The organism is Paenibacillus sp. EB106-06-01-XG199 (genome assembly GCF_058791575.1).
In genome coordinates this window covers 310560-334102 of sequence record NZ_JBYTDQ010000003.1, presented here as the reverse complement: position 1 = coordinate 334102, position 23543 = coordinate 310560, and the positions used below count along the sequence as shown (strand labels likewise).

Here is a 23543-nt window from a genome sequence, read left to right as displayed (position 1 = left end):
ATGAATACAATTTGCAAATATCGGAGACAGGCGCCAGCCGGAGCATCAGAAAGGCCCGGAGGCTTAATAGGGAAATTCGGTCAAGCCGATGCGGTCCCGCCACTGTAACGGAAGAGTTCATAGCAGCCCATGTCACTGGCCATCTCTACTTCGCCGGGAAGACTTGCTGATGGATGCCGACGCCGCTAGCCAGGAGACCTGCCTGTCTCAACAGCACTGCAGTACCTACGGAAGATAGGGAGGTGTTAAGACGTTACCCATTGGCAGCCCATGGGCGTCTTTCCCTGCGGCCTGGTTAGGGGAAGACGCTCTTTATTATTGATACCGACTGAAATCATTACCTAAAAGCCTAAGGCAATTATTATAAACAAGGGAGTGACTGTAATGACAAACAACATCAAGACGAGCAGCCTCGGTTATCCGAGAATCGGAAAGAACCGGGAGTGGAAAAAGACGCTGGAGGCTTACTGGAGCGGCAAAATCAGTGAAGAAACCTTGCGCGCGGAAATGGCCGGTATTCAGCTTCAGCACCTCAAGACACAGCAGCAGGCCGGGATCGCACTGATTCCTGTCAATGATTTTACCTTTTATGACCATGTGCTGGATACCGCTGCTATGTTTGGCATTGTTCCTCCGCGTTATGCCTACGACGGCGGAGACATTCCGCTCGATCTGTACTTCGCCATGGCGCGCGGCAATTCGGCTGCCCCTGCCTGCGAGATGACTAAATGGTTCAATACGAATTACCATTATATCGTGCCGGAAATCGGCGGGCAGACTCCCCGCCTGATTGAGAACAAACCGCTCGCTGCCTACCGTTTCGCCAAAGAGCAGGCGGGTATTGAAGGCAAGCCGGTTATAGTCGGACTCTATACCTTCCTGAAGCTCTCCAAGGGATTCGCTGCAGATCAAATTGTAGAGGTTGCTGCCCGTTTCCTGCCGGTGTATGTGCAGCTGCTGCAGGAGCTGCAGCAGGAAGGCGTGGCTTGGGTACAGATCGACGAACCGGCTATCGTAACCGGCTTAACCGCGGAAGAAGTTGAACTGCTGGGAACGATCTACAGAGAGATCGCTGCAGCAGTGCCCGGACTTCATGTCTTGCTGCAGACTTACTTTGAAGCTGCAGAGCCGCTGGAAGCACTGCTGGAGTTGCCTGTGCAGGGCATCGGATTGGACTTCGTCCATGACGGCGGGGTCAATCTGGCGTCGATCCGGCGCCTGGGCTGGCCGGAGGACAAATGGCTGGGAGCGGGCATTATCGACGGGCGCAATATTTGGCGCTCCGATCTGGATGCCAAGCTTGAGCTGGTCCGCGCGCTGAAGTCCCATGTGCCGGACGAACGGCTTATCCTCCAGCCATCCTCCAGTCTGCTGCATGTGCCGGTAACCGTTCAAGGCGAGGATAAGTTAAAGCCTGCGGTACGGCAGGCGCTGGCCTTCGCCGACGAGAAGCTGGCGGAGCTGAGTCTGATTGCAGCAGCGGCGGGAGAGGATGGGCAGGTCTATGCCGCAGCGCTCGCCGAGAGCCGCGAGGCGCTGAATGTGTTCCGCGCCCTGCCGGAACGCGGGCGGCAGGATGTGGCTGAGCAGGTGCGCAGCCTGGATAAGCTGCCGGACAGCCGCAGCTTGCCCTTCGCGGAACGCGTAAAGGTGCAGCAGCAGAAGTGGCAGCTCCCGCTGCTGCCGACAACGACGATCGGCAGCTTCCCGCAGACGCCTGAAGTGCGCCAGGCCCGGCTCAAATGGCGCAAGGGCGTCTGGAACCAGGAGCGCTATGACGGATTTATCCGCCAGCAAATTGCAGATGCGATTACTTTTCAAGAGGAGCTCGGGCTGGATGTGCTCGTGCACGGTGAATTTGAGCGGACGGATATGGTTGAATTCTTCGGCGAGAAGCTGGCAGGGTACCTCTTTACTAAAGGGGGCTGGGTCCAATCCTACGGTTCGCGTTGTGTGAAGCCGCCGGTCATTTATGCCGATGTTGCGTTTACCGGTCCTATGACCGTGAAGGAAAGTCTGTATGCCCAGTCGCTCACCAGTCTTCCGGTAAAAGGGATGCTGACCGGTCCGGTGACTATTCTGAACTGGTCGTTTGTCCGTGATGATCTTAGCCGTGAAGAGGTAGCCAACCAAATCGCCCTTGCCCTGCGGTATGAGGTGCAGGCGCTTGAGGAAGCGGGAATCGAGATGATTCAGGTGGATGAACCGGCGATCCGTGAAGGCCTGCCGTTAAAGGCTGAAGATCATGAGCATTATTTGAACTGGGCGGTAAGATCTTTCCGTATCGCTACCAACCACGTGAAGGCGACAACGCAGATCCATACGCATATGTGCTACAGTGAGTTCAATGACATGATCGGATCTATTTCGGCGATGGATGCTGATGTCATCTCCATCGAGACCTCGCGCAGCCATGGGGAGCTGATCGTCAGCTTTGAAGAGCAGGAGTATGACAAGGGAATTGGTCTTGGTGTGTATGATATTCATAGTCCGCGTGTACCGAAGGTAGAGGAAATGGCACAGGCCATTGAGCGGGCGTTACGTGTGCTTGATGCCGGACAGTTCTGGATTAATCCGGACTGCGGCCTGAAGACACGGGGCTGGGAAGAAACCGGAGCGGCGCTGCGCAACATGGTGCAGGCTGCCGTGATTGTCAGAGAGAAGAGCGGGGCGGTCAGCCGCTGATTCGTCCATTATACCGGGCGCCCATTTTCCCAGTGTTCTGTAGGGGCTGAATATCCCCAGGAAGTCCAGCTAGGGTCGTTATATATACTGTAAAAACCAATCCGGGGTATACCACCCTGGATTGGTTTTTTGTGGCGATCTTTTTTAGCATAAACACTTGATAATAATTCTCATTCTTGATAGAATGGGTAACAGAAAAGAAGGAACCGTGGAGGGTCCCTTCTAAGTCTAACCTTATTTACTTTCGAAAGTTTTGCAGTCTGTTTCTTCAGACTGTGTAGGCTCTTTGGAGCTGTGATAAGCTACAAAAATGGACTCAGCGTTGCATTTGTTCTCTTCTGCCCAATAGGTGCAAGAGTTCACTGCGCACAATACGTCTTTTGCCATGAGGGTTCACCTCCCCTTATAGTGGATTGGCAACATAATTAGAACGTTGTGATTTGTCCTGTTCAGCAAGGTGGAGCTTGTCCGAACAGAACCCTGCCCTTATTCCTTGCGAATAGAGGGTTTTTGGTGTTTTGTGTCTTTTCAGACACGATTATTGTAGCAAATTAAGCCTGATTTCGCAAACAGGATCATTCAGTATTCGAATGATCCTGTTTGCGCTGTAAACGTTGTTATTTTTGGGAATAAACATCAAAAAAGGTCCGGAATTCTCCAATCTCCTGCAACCTTCCAGCTTTTGGGACGTCAAAATAAATAACGCGGAAGAGACTCAGAGATCAAAGGGCCTTTCGCCGGAGTAGTTTATATAGAAGAAGCTGAAATTCCACTACACTTTTGGAGGAATGAGAATGCGAAAATGGGGTCTGCATTACTTTTTATTTTTATTGGTTCTAGCAGTTGTGCTGGCGGGCTGCGGTTCAGGCGACGACAACAACTCGGCAGCTGATCAACTCAGTACAAACACCTTCTCTGAGGGAGGGGCGGCAGATTCAGCACCTGCGGCTGCTTCGGTTCAATCGAAGGATTCTTCGGCGGAGTCTGCTACAGTAACAGCAGGCGGGCAGGATCAGAAAACCGATGCGAACAAGACGGGGACAGCCAAGAATCTAGGTACAGAACAGGGTGCTGAACAACCTTCCGGATTTACCGGGAGCGATGTTGCAGCCGGACTGAACAAGAAGCTGATCTACCGGGCAAACCTCAATATGGAGGTAAAGGACTATGCCTCAGCGCAAAGTGATGTACGGAACATGATTACTTTGGCCGGCGGCTATATTATTGAATTTTCGGAGAATATGTCTGAATACGAGAAGGGCGGGACCTTTATTCTGAAGGTGCCGGCTTCCGGATTCGCCTCTTTTCTGGATAATCTGGAGAAGATCAAGAATGAAAAAATTCAGCAAAGCATCACCGGGCAGGACGTCTCAGAAGAATACGTTGATTTGGAATCACGTCTTAAGGCTAAGCAGCTGATGGAGAACCAGTATATCGAGTTTATGAAAAAAGCAACCAAATCGTCCGATCTGGTCGCTTTCGCTAACCAGCTTGGAGCGATTCAGGAGGAAATCGAGCAGATTAAAGGCAGAATGCGTTATATTGATCAAAATGTCTCCTTCTCCACCGTGGAGCTCCGCCTCTATCAGACGGACGAAAGCCTTGCTGTTACGCAGAAGAAAGAGCAGGGTCCGCTGTTAGAGCGGGCATCGGATGCACTCAAGAGCAGCCTGAGCGCTATGTCTATTATGTTGCAGTGGCTGGTTGTTTTCCTAGCAGCGGCACTTCCGGTGCTTCTTGTAGCCGGTGTGGTTACAGTGATTGTCCTCTGGTTCCGGAGAAAATCCAAGCAGCATGAGAAGACGCATATGGAGCGGAGCAACAGGGAGAATCTGAACCGCAGCAGCGCAGAGCCTGCGCCGGAGAATAAAACTGCCCCCGAGGAAGATGGCGGTGAACCTGAGAATAAAGGATAAAGAAGGAGCTCCCTGTAGGGGATGATAAGTTTTTTCGGAGCTTGGTTGTAATTCCCTTGTGAAATTTCCCTAATAGATGAGAAGCAAAGATGGCGCGCCAGCTTCTACTCACTAATAGGTATAGGGAGATGGATAAGAATGAACAGACACGGAGCAGTTAGAACAATTACCAATGCAGCCAGCTACACAGGGGTATCAACAAAGCTTATTCTGCCGACAACCATTAATCCGGTGAATGGCTATGTCGACTGGTACTTGGGCATCGGAGAGGCCTCTATTGAAGCGGGGATTTCCTACTCTTACCTCGGGTTTAAAGTGTTTCTTGGAGCTTCCTACGGAGGAACCAGCACGTACTATAATTCCCAAGTTGTATCGAGTCTTGCCAAAGGCCAGACGGTTGACCTTAAGCTCACTTATGATCATTCCACGCGTCAAGCCACCTTGTATCTGAATGGTGCGGCGCTCCCTTGGACCGACCACAAGGATGTCGGCGATGCGTCGAAGGCGCTGGGGACGTATAACAAAGTGAAAATGATACACGGTGTGGAGGATCAAGGCGCAAGCTCGTACAGCCAGGCCAGCTTCTCCCAAACCCAGCTGCGTACGGACACAGCCGGGGCCAATTACACCCCTTGGACGAGCAGCCTCTCAACCACACAAAAGGTTGCTGTAGGCAGTGGTGATCCAACCAGTGCGAATAAATTCTCAGTGATTAATTTTGCACCACTTATTACGAAGCTTGACCCTGCATAAGCGAATACAAAAAAAGAAACTCTGTAATCAGAGTTTCTTTTTTTGTATTCGTTAGATGTTTAGAATTCCTGTTCTTTATGAATCAGGCATGCTGGAAGAGCACACGGTACTCTCCATAGCCTTCCTTCTCCAAATCTTCTTTCGGCACAAAGCGCAGCGCAGCCGAATTGATGCAGTACCGCAGGCCATTTTCACCGGGACCGTCGTTGAACACATGACCAAGATGGGAATCGGCAGTTTTGCTGCGTACTTCCGTGCGGATCATCAAGTGGCTGAGATCGGTATTCTCCTTGACCGAATAGTCGCGGATCGGCCGGGTAAAGCTGGGCCACCCGCAATCGGAATCGAATTTATCATGGGAACTGAAGAGCGGCTCACCGGATACGATATCTACGTATATACCGTCTCCATGATGATCCCAGAATTCGTTGCGGAAAGGCGATTCCGTAGCGTTGTTCTGCGTCACTTCGTATTGCAGCGGTGTCAAACGTTCCTTCAGGCTGTTCTTATCCTCCTGATGTGTCCAGTGATTCTCGATAAAAGCATCCCGGCCGGAGCCCTTGCGGTAACGCTTGTAGTGTCCGGGATTCTTGTGATGATAACCCTGGTGGTACTCTTCGGCAGGGTAAAACGGTTTAGCCGGCAGGATTGGAGTTACAATTGGCCCCGAGAAACGTCCGCTGGCCTGTAGCGCAGCCTTGGAAGCTTCTGCCTGCTGGCGCTGCTCCTCCGAATGGGTAAATATTGCCGTGCCGTAAGAGGTTCCGCGGTCATAGAATTGTCCTCCTGCATCGGTAGGGTCTATCTGTTGCCAGAACAGCTCCAGCAGCTTGCTGTATGGGAAAATATCCGGGTTAAAGGTAATCTGTACCGCTTCAACATGGCCGGTCGTTTCTGAGCACACTTCTTCATAGGTCGGATTGACCGTATGCCCGCCCGTATAACCGGAGAGGATCTCGACAATACCCGGCAGCTCCTCAAAAGGAGATACCATGCACCAGAAACAGCCTCCCGCAAAGGTCGCTTTTTCTGTTTTGGTGCCTATATGGTTAGACTGAACATCACTCATAAATATCCCTCCATTCATAGAATGCAATTAAATAGATCACAATTCAATTTAATTATAAAGCAAATTAGATCACTCTGCCAGCGGATGCCATTCGTGTGGCGGAATGCTCATAAGCAACATCCTCATAGCTGCCGGTACTCTCCCTGCTGCATGTGTGCTCAGTTTACTCTTTATCCCAAGGAACGGCGGGGCCGGAGGGACCATACGGCCAGTGCGATTACGGCGACATAGACCAGAATAGCTATAACAGCGCTTTTCGGTTGGAGGAACAGTTGTCCTCCAAGAAAGGCGTACAGCGATATGCCGGGGATTTTGCCTAGGCCGGTAGCGGCGAGATAACTCCAGAAGTGCAGTCCGGATACACCCGCGTAGATGTTCACCGCCATTTGCGGAATTACTGGAGTCAGACGGGCAAGCACAATGGAAGCAAAGGGGCGCCGCTTCACGGCGGTAGAGAATTTCTCAAGCAGTGGTATGGAGGCTAAATATGTACCCGCCCTGTCTTGAAATATATATTTTACGATGCCGTACACGACCGCGGCAGCTATAGTGGTCGCTAACCAGCAGATGGCTGCGCCGGCTACACTTCCGTAGGCATATCCGAATAAAGCGATGACAGCTTTATAGGGTATGACAGGAATAAAGGCCAGCAATGTGGCTGCGCCGATTGACAGAAGGAGATTGTGATCCTCCCGCAGCCAGTCCAAGATTTCATTTCTATAGATAAACGCAAGGATTACACCCGAAACATACAGCAAAGCCGTCAGCCATTTTCTCATTCTACTATTCCCTTTCTTCCGTTCATTCATCTCATCATACTGAAAAAAAAGTAATTAATGAAGCAAAGATCATTTGTCGTATGAGCTTGTCACTGTATAATACATCTAAGAATGACAGAAGAGGGAGATGCTGCGATGAATTACACTGCACGTAAAAGAGTGGCGATGGTCGGCATTGGGGATATTGCCCGTAAAGTCTATTTGCCGCTGCTCTCCCGTCATGAGCAGGCCGAGGTTGTTGGAGTGCTAAGCCATTCTCCGGCTACGGTTCAGGGAGCGGTTGGTATGTACCGCTTGCCCAAAGGCACCACCGATCTAAATGAGCTGCTGTCCTGGGATCTTGATGCGGTCTTCGTGCACAGTCCCACGCCTACTCATTATGAGATTGTGACCCAGTGTCTGGAGCACGGATTGTCGGTGTATGTAGATAAGCCGCTGTCTTATGAGCTGGAACAATCCCGGCGGATGGCGGAGCTGGCCGAAGACAAAGGACTGCTTCTGGCTGTAGGCTTCAACCGCCGGTATGCCCCGATGTATATGGCAGCCAAGGCCTGGCTAGCCAAGGCCGGCGGTATCAGCCATTGTCAGGCGCTCAAACACCGCACGAAGCTGCAATCCGGAAGCAGCCGTGAAACTGTATATGATGATCTGATTCATATGCTGGACCTGCTGCTCTGGCTCTGCGGCGGGGATTATGAGCTGCTTCACAGCAGTCTTAAGTCCGATCGGGAAGGCAGGCTGCTTCAATCCTCCGGAATGCTGTCCTGGACCAGCGGGGAGAGCGGAATGTACAGTATGGTCAGGGATGCCGGAGCTGACCTTGAGAAGCTGGAGCTGCACGGAAACGGCAGATCAGTAGAAGTGGTGGACATGGAGAAGGTTACGTTATTCGAGAAGGGTTCTCTGCCACGCAACCAAAGCTTCGGAAGCTGGGATACAATTCTGGAGCGGAGAGGCTTCAGCGGCGTGGTCAGTCATTTTTTGAACAATATTCATACCCCGGAGCAATGCGGCATCTCAGCTTCTGCCGTTCTGCCCAGCCATGTGCTGGCAGCGAAGCTTGCCGAATGACAGAAGCAGAAAGGAGCACACTATGGACGAGTACAGCAAATCAATGGAAGAGCAGATTATCGAAAGCTACAAACGGGATGAGGAAATGATGATTCTCGTGTTTGCCCAATGGTGTGTGAACAACAAATTAGACCCGCATGCGCTGTATCTGCAGGCTTACCCGCATCAGGAGGGCAATGCCGCGCTCAGCAGGGCACTGGCGCTGACTGTACCCGAGGAGGAAGCAGGCTTTATCTCCGATGATACGGTTCTTGGAGTGTTGTCCCTCTATAGCAACGATGATCTGGCTTACGTGGTAACCGGGGCGATTGCACAGCGAAAGCCGCCGCAAGGCACCGTGGATTGACATCAGGGATATAATAAGGTAGGCTAGTGAACTTTTTTTTGGTAAACGATGTTCATTACGCTATAAATGTGGTAAAATTATATATACTAACTAATTGTAAGTTTCACAAGTGAGAGGTGAGAACAATGGAAGAACATCAGCTGACGATGTGCCCAAGATTCGAAACGGCCTTCTCTTTCTTAGGCAAACGTTGGAATGGGCTAATTATCCAGACATTGATGAGTGGACCGAAGCGTTTTAAGGATATTTCCGGCCTGATTCCATCAATGAGCGATAAGATGCTGTCCGAACGAATGAAGGATCTGGAATGTGAGGGTATTCTGGTAAGGCATGTGTATCCGGAAACTCCGGTGCGCATCGAGTACGAATTAACCACTAAGGGCCGCGCACTTGAGCCGGTTATGCAGCAAATTCAGTCCTGGGCAGAGAGCTGGGTCGAGTAGCCCGCGCTTCAGCGTCCTATTGATCGCCTCTTTTCCGCTTCATGGAAAAGGGGCTTTTTCAAATTTATTCAAATTTATTCAAATAAAACTTGCACAATCAACCGCAGGATATAATATAATAGAAAAAACTGTTGCCGGACGTGTGCGAGCGTTACCAAGTATATGAATATGCTTTCGAAGTAAGTTTTGTCGTAGTGGACTCGATAGAAGTAACGCTAACAAAACTAAGTGTATGCTTTCGAAGTAAGTTTTGTCGTAGTGGACTCGATAGAAGTAACGCTAACAAAACTTTTAGGAGGCGAGGAAGATGAAAACCACCTTGTTTTCCCGGGAAATAACATATGGAAAAGATGATGTTGCCGAGCTGGAGACCGCCTCAATTAAAGTTCAGCTCATTTACGACAAGACGTTGTTTATGCTGCACGGGCATCTTCCCGGCTCGTTATGGGATGCGTGGATTGGAGTGCCCTACGAAATCATATCCTCCTTATACAAGGGAGACAACGATAGCGGAAGCGTGTTTCAGAAATGGATTCAGAGCCCGACCGGCTGGAAATGTATCGGCTGTGAACGGCATTGCCTGGAACCATCGGCAGTCCCGGACAATCTCAGCTCCAGCCAGCAGCGCAGGTTCACCTTCCATAATGGCATCAGGCAAAGCATGGTGCTGCAGGCTGTGATATGGTCGCTGTATGAGAATACGGTGCTGTTTCAGCCGTACTTAGGCGAAGAAGCCTTTCTGGATGGCGATGATCTCGATACAATTTCCACGTATTTCGTACCGACCTATATGAATAATCTAAGGCTGGCCGAGATTGGCAAACCCAGCAAAGAATATAAAGAAAAGAACATAAGAGTGTATCAGGAATGGATCGCAGCTCCCGATCTTGTACTGCAGTGGAATGGCGGCCTGACTGAGGGCCGATGGATGACAGGGGTGTATGTAGACCATTCACGCTTTGCCGGGCTGGGACCTTATCTGAAGGACGCTGAGGGCAAACGGACGTATATGCAGGCGACGGTCCGATAGCGAAAATTGATATTTGTAAGAATATAAAATAAACCAGTGGGAATGTCTATGACAACAGCGCGTGCCGGTACAATCGGTGCGCGCTGTTTTGAGTTGGGCTTGAAATCGCAATCAATAATAAGCACGGACAATCTGAACTATGGCTATGGGAAATAAGCTATTGACTGTTCCCTTGGGTATTAGCTTATTTTATTACAAGGAGGTGTTATTGATGAAAATAAGTGCGATTATGGATATTACGGGCCTTACCAAAAAAGCAATAAACTATTACGAGGAAGAAGGGTTAGTAAGCCCTCATGTTAATGCTGAAAACAATTATCGGGAGTATTCGCTAAGTGATGCCGATGTATTGGTGCAAATATCTGTTTTGAGACAATTTGATGTACCCCTGAAAGATATCAAAACAATGATATCGAACCCTCAAAGGTTAAAAGATTGTTTAGAGCAACACTTGGCAAGACTTGACAGTGAGATCAGAAGACTTGAAAAAAGAAAAAATGTGCTTCGATCCAGCCTGAGCAGTTTTGATTCTGATGAGATTGGACTTCTGCAATTAACAAAACAGCTATCGGTTCTGAGTAAAACTCTTGAGCTGGATGAGCGAAGCAGAGAGGGCTTTATGAAAAAGCAGATTGAGCGTATTTTTCCAGGGAACTTTGGGAAGATGTTGATCATGCAATACAGTTCTTTCTTAAATGAACCTATAGATACGCCGGAAAAAGAGGAAGCATGGATTTCCATAATTAAATTCTTAGATGAAGTCGAAGCGATAAAATATCCCCAAGAAATAGTAGACATGTACGAAAAGCTGACCATTAAAGATATTGAAAAGTATGAAAAATATATTCATGACTATATCGAGAAATGGCTTACCATAACAGAGGAGGGATTTGTAAATGAACGAGAGAAAATTTCTGATTATACTTACCGATTAAAAGACGATCCTGATATGCAGGCAGAATATATAAAATTAACAAATCTATCGGAAGGGATGAGGGGATTGATGAATGAAATTGGATATTATGATAAGTTTGTTAAAAATCTAAAAATTCTAAGCAAAGCGTTTTGTGTTTATAATGAAAAAGTGGAAAAGCTTTCGGAATTTTCAAAGTTATCGAATATTACATTTGACGTTCAATAAAATTTTATATATTCAGTGCGTTCAATCACTAGCTTGAGCTTCTCTGGGCGTTAAGGTGGAAGGGTAACAGAAACCAATAACGTAAGGGAGGGGCCATCATGACGGCCAATCAATTCAATAATACAATTACAGGAACACGGGACAATGCGGGAAGCGATTCTGCGGCAGCGCCTATCCAATTTACCGGAGCGGACATGGTCAGAGATATTGTACTGCAATTCCCGAAGGCGGCAGATTATTTCAAGGGACAGCGGATCGATTTCTGCTGCGGGGGCGCAAAGCCGCTGGCCGAAGTGGCAGCTGAGAAAGGGCTTGATTCGGAGACACTGCTTGCAGATCTGCATAAGCTGCTGAAAGAGCATCCGGTGCTTGATGTGGACACTGCCTGGAATGAGGCATCCTCCGCTGAGCTGGTTGAGTATATTGTGGGCAAGCATCACCACTACTTGCGCGAAGAGCTGCCCCTGATCAGTCAGAATGTAACCAAGGTATTCCGCGTCCATGGCGAGGATTCTCCGCATCTGGCTGAAGTTTACCGGTTGTTCAACCTCCTGCGGGAAGATTTGCTCCAGCATACAGCGAAGGAGGAAGAATCCGAATTCCCTAAGATGCTGGCCTACTCCGAGAATCCGAGCGAAGAAGGATTGGCCGAGCTGCGCGGGCTGCTGCATACACTGGAAGAAGAACATGATGGAGCGGGTGAGATTTTGCGGGAGCTCCGCAGAGTTACAAACGACTTCACTCCGCCAGAGCATGCCTGCACAACCTACCGCCTGACCTATGCCCGCCTGGAGGAGCTAGAGGGAATGACCTTCGAGCATGTGCATCTGGAGAATAACATCTTGTTCCTGCGTTATCAGTAAAATAGAGCATGTTGTTCTCTCAAAGTCCCTGCGGGGACTTTTTTTTATTCTGTACCGTCTCGCTGCCAGATTAAAAACCTGAATTTATCGTTTGAGAACAAAGCTAGTTTGCGTTATTCTTAAAAGATAGTATACATAATGACTAAAGACCTGAGAAAAATGATTGAGGTTATGATCGGGCGGAAGAGGGCGGTGCCGGGAATGTCCACGAAATTTCTGTGGCGTTTATGGGTAGGTTTAATTATCATTGCGACGGTAGGCGGATGCTCGTCATTTGGTTCAGATACGAACGGAAACAATGCCGCAGCCGGGGCTGCAGGCCCGGCTTTTTCACTAATGGCCGGTGATAATGAGCTGGCAGGGAACTCGGGGAGACAGCTCGTCGAAGCATACAAGCCAGGAATAACGCTTATAGAGCTGCTGAAGAGTAGCGGTGTCGTTACTTTTGCCGAAGACGGATTTAGCATACTGGCAGTCAATAAAATTTTTCTTGCCCCGGACATGATCTGGCAGATTCAGCTTGGCGGCAAAATCATAACCGATTGGAATAGTCCAGTCTCGCGGGAGCAGGCGATTGTTATTACTGCGAAGCCGGCAGCCGGAGATGCCCCGCTTCTGCCCATTATTCTTACGGTGAACGGCGGGAGTGAGCAGCCTGAACTGACACATTCACATATTTTATCTTATAGCGAGGACCTGTCTGTCCGGGGTCTGCTGAAGAGCAGCGGAATTGTTCAGTTGGCAGAAGACAACAAGACGGTACTCACGGTCATGGGGTACACTCCGCTCACCAGTGAAGACTGGAAGCTGAAGGTGAACGACAAGACGCTGCTTGACAGCGGAATTGATATGAAGCTGAGACCTCAAGATTTACTCGAGATTTCACTGGTTCTCCGGTAAGAGGATAAATATCATAGCCAGTTTTCCTTAATGCAAGAGGAAGCATAAGGGAAGCTGGCTATTTTTCTTTGACCAATAAACCTAACATAAGCTGGCATAAAAATATGTGAAAACATTCACATTTATTGTGATTTGAATCACAAATGCTCTTCAAATTTAAAACGTATAATTTTGTTATCAGAGATGTATATGAAGAAATCCAGAAGCATTGAGGAGGGTCTTAACAGTGACCGTGGAGAGAGAAAAGTTAGTTTTGATAGGGAATGGTATGGCTGGCGTAGGCACTATCGAACAGATCCTTAAGCTTGGCGGCGCTTATGATATTACGATCTTTGGAAGCGAGCCTCATCCCAACTACAACCGGATCATGCTGTCCTATGTCCTAGAAGGAAGCAAGAGCATTGAGGATATCATTCTGAACGACCGCCAGTGGTATGAGGATAACAATATTACTCTGCATACTGGGACCACTGTTGTCCGGATTGATGAAGCCTCCCGTCAGATCATTACAGATAATGGAATGTCGGTTCCTTACGATAAAGTTATTATTGCAACAGGCTCAAATTCATTCATTCTGCCTGTACCGGGCAGCACAAAGGATGGAGTTGTAGGCTTCCGTGACATTGCGGATTGCGACGCCATGCTGGCTGCGGCACAGCAATACCGCACAGCTGCGGTGATCGGCGGCGGACTGCTTGGTCTTGAAGCAGCCAAAGGACTTGTGAACCTCGGCATGGATGTTACCGTCGTACATCTGCTGGAGGATTTGATGGAGCGTCAGCTTGACCATACTGCTTCCTCCATGCTTCAAGCCGAGCTTGAGCGCCAGGGTGTGAAGTTTGCCATGGGCAAACAGACGGTTGAGCTGACCGGGGAGGAACGGGTAAACGGCCTGCGTTTCAGTGATGGAACCGAGCTGCAATCAGATTTTGTAGTGATGGCTGTCGGAATCAAACCGAACGTCCAACTGGCCAAAGACAGCGGCATCACAGTTAACCGCGGAATTGTCGTGAACGATTATCTCCAGACCTCGATGGCGGATGTCTATTCTGTAGGAGAATGTACAGAGCACCGCGGCACCTGCTACGGGCTGGTAGCTCCGCTGTTCGAGCAGGGGATGGTGCTGGCAAAGCATTTGTGCGGCGCCTCCACCCAGCCGTATGAAGGTTCTGTCGTAGCCACCAAGCTGAAGATCTCCGGAGTGGATGTCTTCTCTGCCGGTGATTTCACTGAAACAGCGGAACATACCGTCATTTCGGCAAAAGATGAATGGAAGAGAACCTATAAGAAAATTCTGCTCAGAAACAATATTATTGTCGGAGCAGTCCTGTTCGGCGATGTGACTGAGTCCGCCAGTCTGCAGAAGCTGGTCAAGCAGGGCACCGAAATGACCGACGAAATTTATGGCGAAGTAATGGGCACGGGCTGCTGCGGCGGAGGCAGTGCAAAAAAAGGCATGTCAGTCGAAGCGATGGCTGATGAGGAGATTGTCTGCGGCTGCAACGGCGTGACCAAGAAGGCGATCGTTGATGCCGTTACGGAGAATGGTTTTACCACGGTAGACGAAATTAAAGCCTGCACCGGAGCTACCCGCTCCTGCGGTGGCTGCAAGCCGGTTGTCGAGCAGATTCTGCAGTTTGTTCTCGGTGACAGCTTCCAGGAAAGTGCGAAGCAGGGGATTTGCGGATGCACCACCTTGAGCCGCGATGAGATTGTAGCAGAGATTACCGCTAAAGGCTTGAAAACGACCAAAGAGGTTATGAATGTGCTGGGCTGGAAACAAGCGGAAGGCTGCTCCAAATGTCGTCCGGCTGTGAACTATTATCTTGGCATGATCTACCCGGATACCCATGAGGATGAGAAGGAATCGCGGTTCGTCAACGAACGGATGAGTGCGAACATCCAGAAAGACGGCACCTTTACCGTTATTCCTCGGATGTACGGCGGGGTAACTACACCGGAAGACCTGAGACGAATTGCCGATGTTTCCTTGAAATATAACGTGAAGGTTGTAAAAGTGACCGGTGGTCAGCGTCTGGATTTGGTCGGTATCCAAAAAGAGGATGTGCCTAAAGTATGGGAAGAGCTGGATATGCCTTCCGGTTATGGCTATGCGAAATCGCTTCGTACGGTAAAAACTTGTGTAGGTTCGCAGTTCTGCCGCTTCGGGACACAGGATTCCATGGGTATGGGAGCTTTTATTGAACGTAAATATGAGCGCCTTGATTTGCCGGCCAAATTCAAAATAGCAGTTAACGGCTGCCCGCGCAACTGTGCGGAATCCTGCACGAAGGATATCGGCATCGTCGGCAACGACGGCGGCTGGGAAGTGTTCATTGGCGGCAACGGCGGGATCAAACCGCGGATAGCCGATGCCTTCTGCAAGGTGAAAACCGATGATGAGCTGATCGAAATCTGCTCCGCCGTGATTCAGTATTACCGTGAAACCGGAAATTACCTGGAAAGAACCTCGGAATGGGTCGAACGCATGGGACTGGAAAATATCCAGAACGTGATTCTGAACAATGAGGACAACCGCAAGGAGCTGGCTGCACGGATTGATTTTGCCCTGGCTCAGGTAACTGATCCTTGGAAAAAAATGCTGAATGACGACAGCACGCGCACCGCGCTGTTTGAGAAGGCAAGAGTCTAATATTAACCCAAAAGGAGAGAGAACAATGGATAGCGCAAAACAAGAATACGCCGTAGGACCGGTACAGAGTTTCCTGCCGCAAATTGGACGTGTTGTAACAGCCGGGAATCTGGAGCTGGCCATATTCCGCACCTCGGACGGAGCTTTCTATGCCGTAGAGAACAGCAGCCCTCATCCCAAGGGTGGGCCTCTCGCTGAGGGAATCGTATCGGGACATTATTTATACGATCCGCTGTATGACTGGAAGATTGACCTTCGCAGCGGCGAGGTTCAGGCACCGGACCACGGTACAGTAGCAACCTTTCCCGTTTCTCTGGACGGAGATATTGTGAAAGTCAGCCTGCAACAGGCAGTTTTTCAAAGCTAAATTAAGATGAGAAATGGCGGGGTGGAGAGATGTTTACGCAAAGTGTCGAGAACATCGTAGAAACAGCAGTAGGCAAACGCGACAAAATGAACGAGAGTCTGCCGAGGTATTTTCTGGCTGCATTATTGGCCGGGGCTTACGTTGGGATCGGAATCATTCTTATTTTCTCACTCGGCGCACCGCTAGCGGCGGCCAAATCTCCTTTTCAGCCGCTTGTGATGGGTACCTCCTTCGGGATTGCACTGACACTGGTCGTATTTGCCGGGTCTGAGCTGTTTACCGGGAACAATATGTTTTTTACCGTAAGTACACTTGCCGGAAGAACCAGTGTCTGGGATACGGTAAAGAACTGGATTATTGTATTTGTCGGCAATGTTGCCGGTGCGGTCATTCTGGCGCTGCTGATTCAAGGAACGGGGCTGTTCAAGGCAGCTCCTGCTGAGCATCTGATCTTTACCGCTGCCGCCAAAAAAATGACACTGCCCTTCTCGGAGCTCTTCTTCCGCGGTATCCTCTGTAACTGGCTGGTCTGTCTGGCCTTGTGGATGTCCTCGCGTGCGAAAAGTGAAGCGGCGAAGCTGGTGCTGATCTGGTGGTGTCTGTTCGCCTTTATCGCCAGCGGATATGAGCACAGTGTGGCTAACATGACTCTGCTAAGCGTAGCCGTACTGCTGCCGAACCATCCGGAGACCATCAGCATTGCCGGCTGGCTGCATAACATGATTCCTGTCACCCTGGGCAATATTATCGGTGGCGGTGTGTTTGTGGGTATGGCCTATTGGCTGATCTCACCGGTGCGCGCTGCCAGAGGCAAACGTTAAGGTAAGGATAAATTTTGAATAGCAAGCAACTATAACTGTCTTGTGGGTCATAGCCCGCAGGACAGTTTTTTTGTTAAACTGTACCTGAACGGAAACTTTACATTAAGTCATATTGTTATATTTTACAGGGAGAGATCTGCGATGAAGAGCTTCAATCATTTTGGGGTTTATGGAATTTGTATGCGTGAGGGCAGGCTGCTGGTTATACATAAAGGAAGAGGGGCTTATACCGGAAGATATGATCTTCCCGGGGGAAGGCTGGAGGATAATGAATCGCTGGCTGATGGCTTGTTCAGAGAATTTATGGAGGAAACCGGGTTGTCCGTCAAGGTGAGAGACAGTCTGGGCACCTTTGATTTCTTTGTGCGGTATCAGGAGAATGACTTTACACATATGCATCACATCGCAGCGCTGTACACTGTGGATATCATGGAACCTCAACATGCTGCTACTATCGGAGTATTCGCGGAGCAGGATTCACTGGGGATGGAGTGGGTGGATCTGGCAGCCATTACGCTGGATTCGGCTTCACCGGTTGCCGTACTTGCAGCGGGTTGGCTAAACGGAGGCAGCTTGTCTCCAGAGGCTGGATATTATGGGGAATGGGAGATGAAAAGAGGCTCCATGTAGTACAGCTTCACAAATGTAGCTTTGCCTCAAGGCAATACAAACAGAAAAAAAGACGCCCGCAAGGCGTCTTAGACCACTCTATCTTTATTGTGAAGAAAATTTGGGTCCTATATGTTTCATTGAGGAGAATAGAGGGTATTATTACAAGGAAATTAAATACGGCAGATTTCGTTCGGACATAATTCACAGTGGCAGATTTCCTGCAGCATGCCAAGATCTTTAATTACGATCATGCCGTTTTCGTATTCCACAGCGTCTTTCTTGCGAAGGTCGCTTAGCATCCGGTTGACACTCTCACGGGTAGCACCAATCATGTTGGACAGATCCGTATGCGTAATTTTTTTGTTGATCAGAATATTGTCGCCGTTCTTCTCGCCGTAAGTGTTGCCGAGGCGGATCAGCGTCGAACAAAGTGCGCCAGGCTTGCCGTACATCATCAAATCACGGAATTTCGTCTGGGTGAGACGGTGGTGAATGCCCATCCATTTCATAAAGTCGATGGCGAAATCACAGTGCTGGCAGATCAGAATCTCCAGATCCTTCTGCTCAATCACACCAACCTCGCTCTCCTCAATCACTTCTGCGGTGAAGCTGTGCTTCGTGCTGAAGAAAGGGTCTGCTTGACCTACCATATCACCAGCCTGATACATATAAAGGATAAGTTCCTTACCCTCGTCAGTAGATTTGGTCAGTTTAACACGTCCACGTTTGATATAAAACAATTTATCCGAGTAGTCGCCTTCCCAAAACAAGTGAGATCCTTCAGGGACCATGCGTTCTTTCATTGTGACAAGAAGTCTGTTGAAGTTCTGTTCGGAGAAACAGTTTGTATTCCCGTGGGCTTCGATAACATTATAATGTTCCTTGATCATAATCGACATCCCCTTTATTCCCTCAGTTTTTCAGTAAATTTTAAATTAATTATACCTTGAAATCCCTCATTATGGGTAAAAATTTTCGCCAAAAAGTGTCGAATTTTTAACATTGTGATAATTTTCACTTCAAATGTGTGAGATTTAATATGCTTTTCAGGGCTGCTCAGCTTTATTGATCATATCCTAAACTGCAGGATTCCTTCAACTCCGTAAAAATGCACATAACTCCATTACAGGCAGACATTGGCCAAGATTCTCCGGAAAGATACTCTTGAAGTGAGCGTCCGGCGTATCCTCTGAGCACAGGGGACATGTGGATGAAGGGCGCAATCTTTGATCTCGACGGTGTGATTGTGGATACGGCCAAATATCATTTCTTGGCCTGGCGTTCACTTGCGAGGAGCTTGGCTTCGTGTTTACAGAAGAACACAATGAACGGCTTAAGGGGGTAAGCCGGTCGAGATCGCTGGATATTCTGCTGGAAATCGGCGGTATGGAATTCAGTGAAGCGGAGAAGCTTGCCATGGCAGACAAGAAAAACCGCCTGTATGTAGAGTACATCTCCGGTCTGACTGAATCTGCACTGCTGCCCGGCGTTAAGGAATACTTGAACAGCCTGAGAGCGCGTGGTGTAGCCATTGCCCTCGGTTCAGCCAGCAAAAATGCCGTGTTCATTCTGGATAAGCTGAACATTGCCGGATTGTTTGATGCGGTTGTTGACGGCAACAAGGTAACCCTTGCCAAGCCGGACCCGGAAGTATTTCAAACCGCCTGCAAGGCGCTTGGTTTGCAGCCCGGCGAGTGTGTGGTGTTCGAGGATGCAGAGGCTGGCGTTGCAGCAGGCAAAGCGGCAGGGATGCTGGTTGTCGGTATCGGTAAAGCGGAGGTGTTGAAGGAAGCTGATCTGGTGGTCACCGGATTGCATGAACTGTAAGGCCTTGATAGACTAATGATAGAAGAGGATAAATTATCCTCCGTCTCATTATTCTATTATAGAAGGAAAGTATGAGGGATGCAGATGGAAACGTTGTTGTTATGGCCGGAGGGAGCTCCGGGAGCTCTGGGAAGTACCGATGAGGACCGTCCGGCGATTACGCCGTATCTGGTAGAAGGAAAGCACAATGCTGCAGTATTGATATGCCCGGGTGGCGGCTACGGCATGCGGGCATATCATGAAGGGGAGCCGATAGCCGAGTGGCTGAATACACTTGGAATCTCAGCCTTTGTACTGCGCTATCGTGTGGCGCCGTATCAATATCCAAGCGCGCTGCAAGACGCCCAAAGAGCGCTGCGCACAATCCGTTTCCGTGCTGGCGAATACGGAATTGATCCCGGTAAACTTGGAATCCTGGGCTTCTCTGCCGGCGGGCATCTCGCTTCGACCACTGGAGTTTCGTTTGACCGGGAAAATGCCGGGGCGGCCGAACCGCTGGACCGTCAGTCCAGCCGCCCGGACTTTATGATTCTGTGTTACCCGGTGATCACCATGTACGCCGCGGCAGCTCATCAAGGCTCCAGAGCCAATCTGCTGGGTGAGACTCCGGAGGAGGAGCTGGTCAAGCTGCTCAGCAGTGAACTGCAAGTAACAGCGGACACTCCGCCGACCTTCCTCTGGCACACCTCAGATGACGGTTCAGTACCTGTAGCGAACAGCCTGCTGTTCGCCGCCGAATTAGAACGTCATCATATTCCGTTCGATCTCCATGTATACGCGCACGGGAGACATGGGCTCGGCCTGGCGGATGAAGAACCTCATACCCGCACTTGGACAGAGGCATGCGCTTCCTGGCTGCAACTGAACGGCTATACCAAACAGCGCTAATATTTAGCTATAAGGCAATGCAAGGGAACTGTCCTGTGACAGTTCCTTTTTTTGTCTGCCCACCGGAGAAATTGCATACAAATACCCATAATAAACTTTAAAATAAACATATGTAAGCGCTTATTCACTTGATATATTATTGAAACTGGAGGTGTATCCAGATGTTGTCTGCACTTATGAAGCCGCTCGTCAGGCTGAATGTTAAGCAGCAGCTGATCCTGCTGTTTCTGATTATGGTCTCACCTATACTGATCCTGAACAGCTACGGAAATTACAAGGCGGAGGAGATTCTGAAGCGGCATGTCACCAATGCTTATGTAGAGCTGAATAAACAGAATTTTGCAATCATTAACAGGGACATTGATACAGTTAACAAAATCACTACGACGGTCATCCAGAACCCGATCCTGCAGCAGCTGAATATGCAAGGGGATGATACGGTATTGGAGCGGGTCGAACGTTATGAAACAATTGAAAAACTCCTGGGGAGTTATTCACAGGGAGCCGAACACGGCGACGGAATCTTCTACTCTCTCTATGTGTACGATCCGGATAACTATTACTTTTTCGCACCCAACTTCCCGCAGGTGAAGAAAGCAGGCGTTTATTTTTTCTCCACAGGGGAGGAGCCGTATTGGTTCGATCAGGTGGTGCATGAGAAGGGCCGGGGATATCTCATGTTTACGGAAAGACTCAGTCCGCAGGCGGAAAATATGAAGACACTTACCTACGTCAGAGCGGTCAACAACATTTATAGGGGATCAGGGACGATAGGCGTGCTGGTGGTGACCAAGATGGAATCCAAGATCGGCGAATCATTGAAATCCATCTCTCTGCCTGACGGAGAAATTTACTTAACGGATATGAGCAACCGTGTGCTGGCGTCCACTGCAAATTCCACCGGTGAAGTGATTAAGCTGCCGGAGGGGGCAGAGAGCGGAAATCCCGAAGGGACGCGGGATGTGATTACAGATGATTTCATTTATGTTGTGAACAACAATCATATGCTGGGGCAGAAGCTGGTTTATAAGGTTCCGGTAAAAGCGCTGCTGCAGCAGCAGAATGAAATGAAGCAGGTCATTCAATACATAACGGTCGCCTATGCGCTATTCGGGATTATCATCATCACCTATTTTTGGCGTTCCCTAATGACACCGCTGCAGAAGCTGGCCTTTTTCGTCCGGAAATTTGAACCGGGGAACCGTGTGCCCGAAACCCCCAGAAGAGGAACCAACGACGAAGTCAGCGTCCTGATCTCCTCGACCTATGATATGGCCCGCAGGTTAAACGGCTTGATTATGTATAAATACCAAATGGAGCTGAAACAGAAAGAATCCCAGCTGCAGCTGCTTTATCAGCAGATCAATCCGCATTTGTTGTATAACACGCTGGAGAGCATCTACTGGAAAAGCTCGCTGGAAGGTAACGTGGAATCGGCGGAAATGATCAAGGAGTTATCCAAGCTGATGAAGATCAGCCTGAGCCGGGGCAGGGAACTGATTACGCTGGAAGAAGAACTGGAGCATGCCAGTGCCTATATCAAACTGCAGCAGCACCGCTATGATTATGTTTTTGCTGTTATCTGGAGAATTGAGCCGGACACCAAAAGAAATCTGATTCCCAAGATCACTTTGCAGCCTTTGATTGAGAATGCCATCATACACGGTGTCAAAAACATGGATGAGGACGGAGAGATTATCATCTGCGCAAGCGCGCAGGATGACTTCATCCAAATCACAATTGAAGACAACGGATATAAGCAGGTCGACTATGAGGCGATTATACAGGTGCTGAACGATGAGAGTCCGAACCCTGCCAGCGGCTATGGCATCCGCAATATTAATCAACGCGTGCATTTGCATTTTGGTCCTGATTATGGAATCAGTTATGCGCCGCGCCGGGAGGGCGGGACGGTAGTAACCGTCAAGCTTCCGAAGTCGGAGAATCAGGAATAGAAAGGGGAATCTGCATATGTTCAATATTTTGGTTGTGGACGATGAACCGCTCATTTGCAAAGGACTTAGCAGCCTGCTTGCTTCCTCTGGGCTGGATATCGGTCATATCTATACCGCGGGCAGCGGTTTTGAGGCTTTGGATTGCGTCCGCATGGAAGAGATTGATCTGCTTGTTACCGATATCCAGATGGGAGCGATGAGCGGCATTGAACTGATGCAGCATGCGAAGCTGGCGAAACCCTGGGTGCAGACCATCGTCATTTCTGCCCATGAAACCTTTCAATATGCCCAAATGGCCGTAAGGCTGGGAGCTAAGGATTATTTGATTAAACCGCTGAACAGTGAGCAGTTTCTCGACTCGGTACGCAATGTGCTGCTCAAGATGGATAAGCCATCACCGGAGCTGGCGACTTTAATGAGCGGTATCGGCGACAGCTTCCGGCTTGAGGAGCCGCTTCCGGCATACAGCCAGCTATTGAATGCGCTGCTCGCTGATCCGGGCATTGTGTTAGGCAATGAGGAAGGGATGCGCAATCTGGATGAACTGCAGATGAAGGGGCCTTATTTCTCGGTCATCAAGCTCAAGCTTCCGGGAGTAGGACTGGGCAAGAAGTACAATGCCCGCGATAGCGGCTTGCTGCGTTACGGTGTGCTTAACATCGCCAAAGAGCTGCTGGATCAGGAGTGGAACTCCATCGCTTTTTATTCTCCCGGGGAAGAAATTACCGTTATCATCCAGTGGGATGAGAAAAGCTACGAGGAATCGGCGGCAGGCCAGGTGGGCAGGCTGGATATGCTCGGCCGCAGTCTGCATTTTAATATCCATAAATATCTGCATCTGAACGTGGTGATCGGGATCAGTCAGATTCTCAAGGGATTGTCGTTCATGGAGGTGCTGAACCGTCAGGCTTCCAAGGCTATTCTGTGGAACAAGGAACATAACGATCATTATGTGTTCTACTACGGAGATTTCAATTGGAACAATTATACCGCTGACCCCTCTGCAGAGGAACTGCATACACGCAGCAATCTGATCGTGCAGAAGGCCAAGGAATATATCGACGGGAATTACGCCCAGAAGGGCTTGACCATTCACGAGGTAGCCAAAAAAAATCATGTCAGCCCCAATTATTTAAGCTATCTGTTCAAAAAAAATACGGGCCATAACCTGTGGGAATATGTTATTAAGCTGCGGATGGAGGACAGCCGGGAGATGATTCTGCATACGGACCTGCGCCGTTATGAGATTGCCGAGCGGGTCGGCTACGAATCACCGGAGCATTTCAGCAAGATTTTCAAAAAATATTATGGAATCAGCCCTAGTGAATTGAAGAAGTAAGAACGCTTACTACTTCGGTAGATATAGACATGTTCAGCCTCCCCCGCCTTTCCTACAATTAAGGTAGGAAGCACTTTGTCAAAGT

General features: G+C 49.3%; 21 protein-coding genes, 1 pseudogene and 1 riboswitch. Of the genes and pseudogenes, 18 read left to right on the top strand and 4 right to left on the bottom strand.

What is annotated here, in order from left to right; all coding sequences use genetic code 11:
* The first annotated feature begins 11 nt into the window (after positions 1–11).
* Positions 12–220, top strand: a riboswitch (cobalamin riboswitch).
* 164 nt (positions 221–384) lie between these two features.
* Complete coding sequence (gene metE, locus AC3WT9_RS12345; protein WP_341379225.1) at positions 385–2685, top strand: 5-methyltetrahydropteroyltriglutamate--homocysteine S-methyltransferase; 2301 nt, start codon at positions 385–387, stop codon at positions 2683–2685.
* Positions 2686–2919: 234 nt separating this feature from the next.
* Here metE and AC3WT9_RS12340 read toward each other — a convergent pair whose 3' ends face one another.
* Positions 2920–3072 carry a DUF1540 domain-containing protein gene (locus AC3WT9_RS12340; protein WP_076108838.1) on the bottom strand — a complete coding sequence of 51 codons (153 nt, stop codon included), beginning with the start codon at positions 3070–3072 and terminating at the stop codon, positions 2920–2922.
* A gap of 407 nt (positions 3073–3479) precedes the next feature.
* Here AC3WT9_RS12340 and AC3WT9_RS12335 point away from each other — a divergent pair, with 407 nt between their 5' ends.
* Both AC3WT9_RS12335 and AC3WT9_RS12330 read left to right on the top strand, forming a co-directional pair.
* Positions 3480–4601, top strand: a complete 1122-nt coding sequence (locus AC3WT9_RS12335; RefSeq protein ID WP_341094848.1) for a DUF4349 domain-containing protein — start codon at positions 3480–3482, stop codon at positions 4599–4601.
* Between the two features lie 138 nt (positions 4602–4739).
* Positions 4740–5354 carry a hypothetical protein gene (locus tag AC3WT9_RS12330; protein WP_341094847.1) on the top strand — a complete coding sequence of 205 codons (615 nt, stop codon included), beginning with the start codon at positions 4740–4742 and terminating at the stop codon, positions 5352–5354.
* A gap of 82 nt (positions 5355–5436) precedes the next feature.
* Here AC3WT9_RS12330 and msrA read toward each other — a convergent pair whose 3' ends face one another.
* Together msrA and AC3WT9_RS12320 are read right to left on the bottom strand one after the other, a co-directional pair.
* Entirely contained in the window at positions 5437–6423 is a 987-nt protein-coding gene (msrA, locus tag AC3WT9_RS12325) for a peptide-methionine (S)-S-oxide reductase MsrA (protein WP_341094846.1), read from the bottom strand.
* Positions 6424–6593: 170 nt separating this feature from the next.
* A complete protein-coding gene (locus tag AC3WT9_RS12320; protein ID WP_341379222.1) occupies positions 6594–7202 on the bottom strand; it encodes a TVP38/TMEM64 family protein in 609 nt (202 codons plus the stop codon).
* Positions 7203–7337: 135 nt separating this feature from the next.
* On the opposite strand from AC3WT9_RS12320, the gene AC3WT9_RS12315 reads away from it, so the two are divergent.
* The 11 genes from AC3WT9_RS12315 (at position 7338) to AC3WT9_RS12265 (ending at position 17467) form a co-directional block, all read left to right on the top strand.
* On the top strand, positions 7338–8273 hold the full coding sequence (locus AC3WT9_RS12315; protein WP_341380395.1) for a Gfo/Idh/MocA family protein: 936 nt from the start codon (positions 7338–7340) through the stop codon (positions 8271–8273).
* A gap of 22 nt (positions 8274–8295) precedes the next feature.
* A complete protein-coding gene (yxiS, locus tag AC3WT9_RS12310) occupies positions 8296–8619 on the top strand; it encodes a protein YxiS (protein WP_341094842.1) in 324 nt (107 codons plus the stop codon).
* Positions 8620–8744: 125 nt separating this feature from the next.
* Positions 8745–9062, top strand: coding sequence for a winged helix-turn-helix transcriptional regulator (locus AC3WT9_RS12305; RefSeq protein WP_038594991.1), 318 nt, complete (start codon positions 8745–8747; stop codon positions 9060–9062).
* Between the two features lie 307 nt (positions 9063–9369).
* Positions 9370–10092: a hypothetical protein gene (locus AC3WT9_RS12300; protein WP_341118945.1), complete on the top strand. Its 723-nt coding sequence runs from the start codon at positions 9370–9372 to the stop codon at positions 10090–10092.
* Positions 10093–10303: 211 nt separating this feature from the next.
* A complete protein-coding gene (locus AC3WT9_RS12295) occupies positions 10304–11233 on the top strand; it encodes a MerR family transcriptional regulator (RefSeq protein ID WP_341094838.1) in 930 nt (309 codons plus the stop codon).
* A 194-nt stretch (positions 11234–11427) separates the two neighbouring features.
* Positions 11428–12096 (top strand): iron-sulfur cluster repair di-iron protein, encoded by a 669-nt coding sequence (ric, locus tag AC3WT9_RS12290; protein ID WP_341097734.1) that lies wholly within the window; start codon positions 11428–11430, stop codon positions 12094–12096.
* 138 nt (positions 12097–12234) lie between these two features.
* The gene (locus tag AC3WT9_RS12285; protein ID WP_341094836.1) at positions 12235–12996 is read left to right on the top strand and encodes a hypothetical protein; all 762 of its coding nucleotides are present in this window, start codon (positions 12235–12237) and stop codon (positions 12994–12996) included.
* A 226-nt stretch (positions 12997–13222) separates the two neighbouring features.
* Positions 13223–15649, top strand: coding sequence for a nitrite reductase large subunit NirB (gene nirB, locus AC3WT9_RS12280; RefSeq protein WP_341094835.1), 2427 nt, complete (start codon positions 13223–13225; stop codon positions 15647–15649).
* Between the two features lie 25 nt (positions 15650–15674).
* Positions 15675–16016: a nitrite reductase small subunit NirD gene (gene nirD, locus AC3WT9_RS12275; protein WP_038594983.1), complete on the top strand. Its 342-nt coding sequence runs from the start codon at positions 15675–15677 to the stop codon at positions 16014–16016.
* A 29-nt stretch (positions 16017–16045) separates the two neighbouring features.
* Positions 16046–16837, top strand: coding sequence for a formate/nitrite transporter family protein (locus AC3WT9_RS12270; RefSeq protein WP_038594981.1), 792 nt, complete (start codon positions 16046–16048; stop codon positions 16835–16837).
* A 141-nt stretch (positions 16838–16978) separates the two neighbouring features.
* Complete coding sequence (locus tag AC3WT9_RS12265; RefSeq protein ID WP_341094831.1) at positions 16979–17467, top strand: NUDIX hydrolase; 489 nt, start codon at positions 16979–16981, stop codon at positions 17465–17467.
* Positions 17468–17619: 152 nt separating this feature from the next.
* Here the strand turns inward: AC3WT9_RS12265 and AC3WT9_RS12260 are convergent, their stop codons facing one another.
* Positions 17620–18339 (bottom strand): Crp/Fnr family transcriptional regulator, encoded by a 720-nt coding sequence (locus AC3WT9_RS12260; protein ID WP_379140765.1) that lies wholly within the window; start codon positions 18337–18339, stop codon positions 17620–17622.
* A 314-nt stretch (positions 18340–18653) separates the two neighbouring features.
* Between AC3WT9_RS12260 and pgmB the strand changes: the two are divergent.
* The 4 genes and pseudogenes from pgmB to AC3WT9_RS12240 all read left to right on the top strand — a co-directional run bounded on the left by pgmB (position 18654) and on the right by AC3WT9_RS12240 (position 23458).
* Positions 18654–19276: pseudogene (gene pgmB / locus AC3WT9_RS12255) on the top strand (beta-phosphoglucomutase).
* A gap of 84 nt (positions 19277–19360) precedes the next feature.
* Positions 19361–20164, top strand: a complete 804-nt coding sequence (locus AC3WT9_RS12250) for an alpha/beta hydrolase (protein ID WP_341094829.1) — start codon at positions 19361–19363, stop codon at positions 20162–20164.
* Between the two features lie 161 nt (positions 20165–20325).
* Complete coding sequence (locus AC3WT9_RS12245; protein WP_341094828.1) at positions 20326–22119, top strand: cache domain-containing sensor histidine kinase; 1794 nt, start codon at positions 20326–20328, stop codon at positions 22117–22119.
* 16 nt (positions 22120–22135) lie between these two features.
* Entirely contained in the window at positions 22136–23458 is a 1323-nt protein-coding gene (locus AC3WT9_RS12240) for a response regulator (protein WP_341094826.1), read from the top strand.
* The last annotated feature ends 85 nt before the right edge of the window (positions 23459–23543 follow it).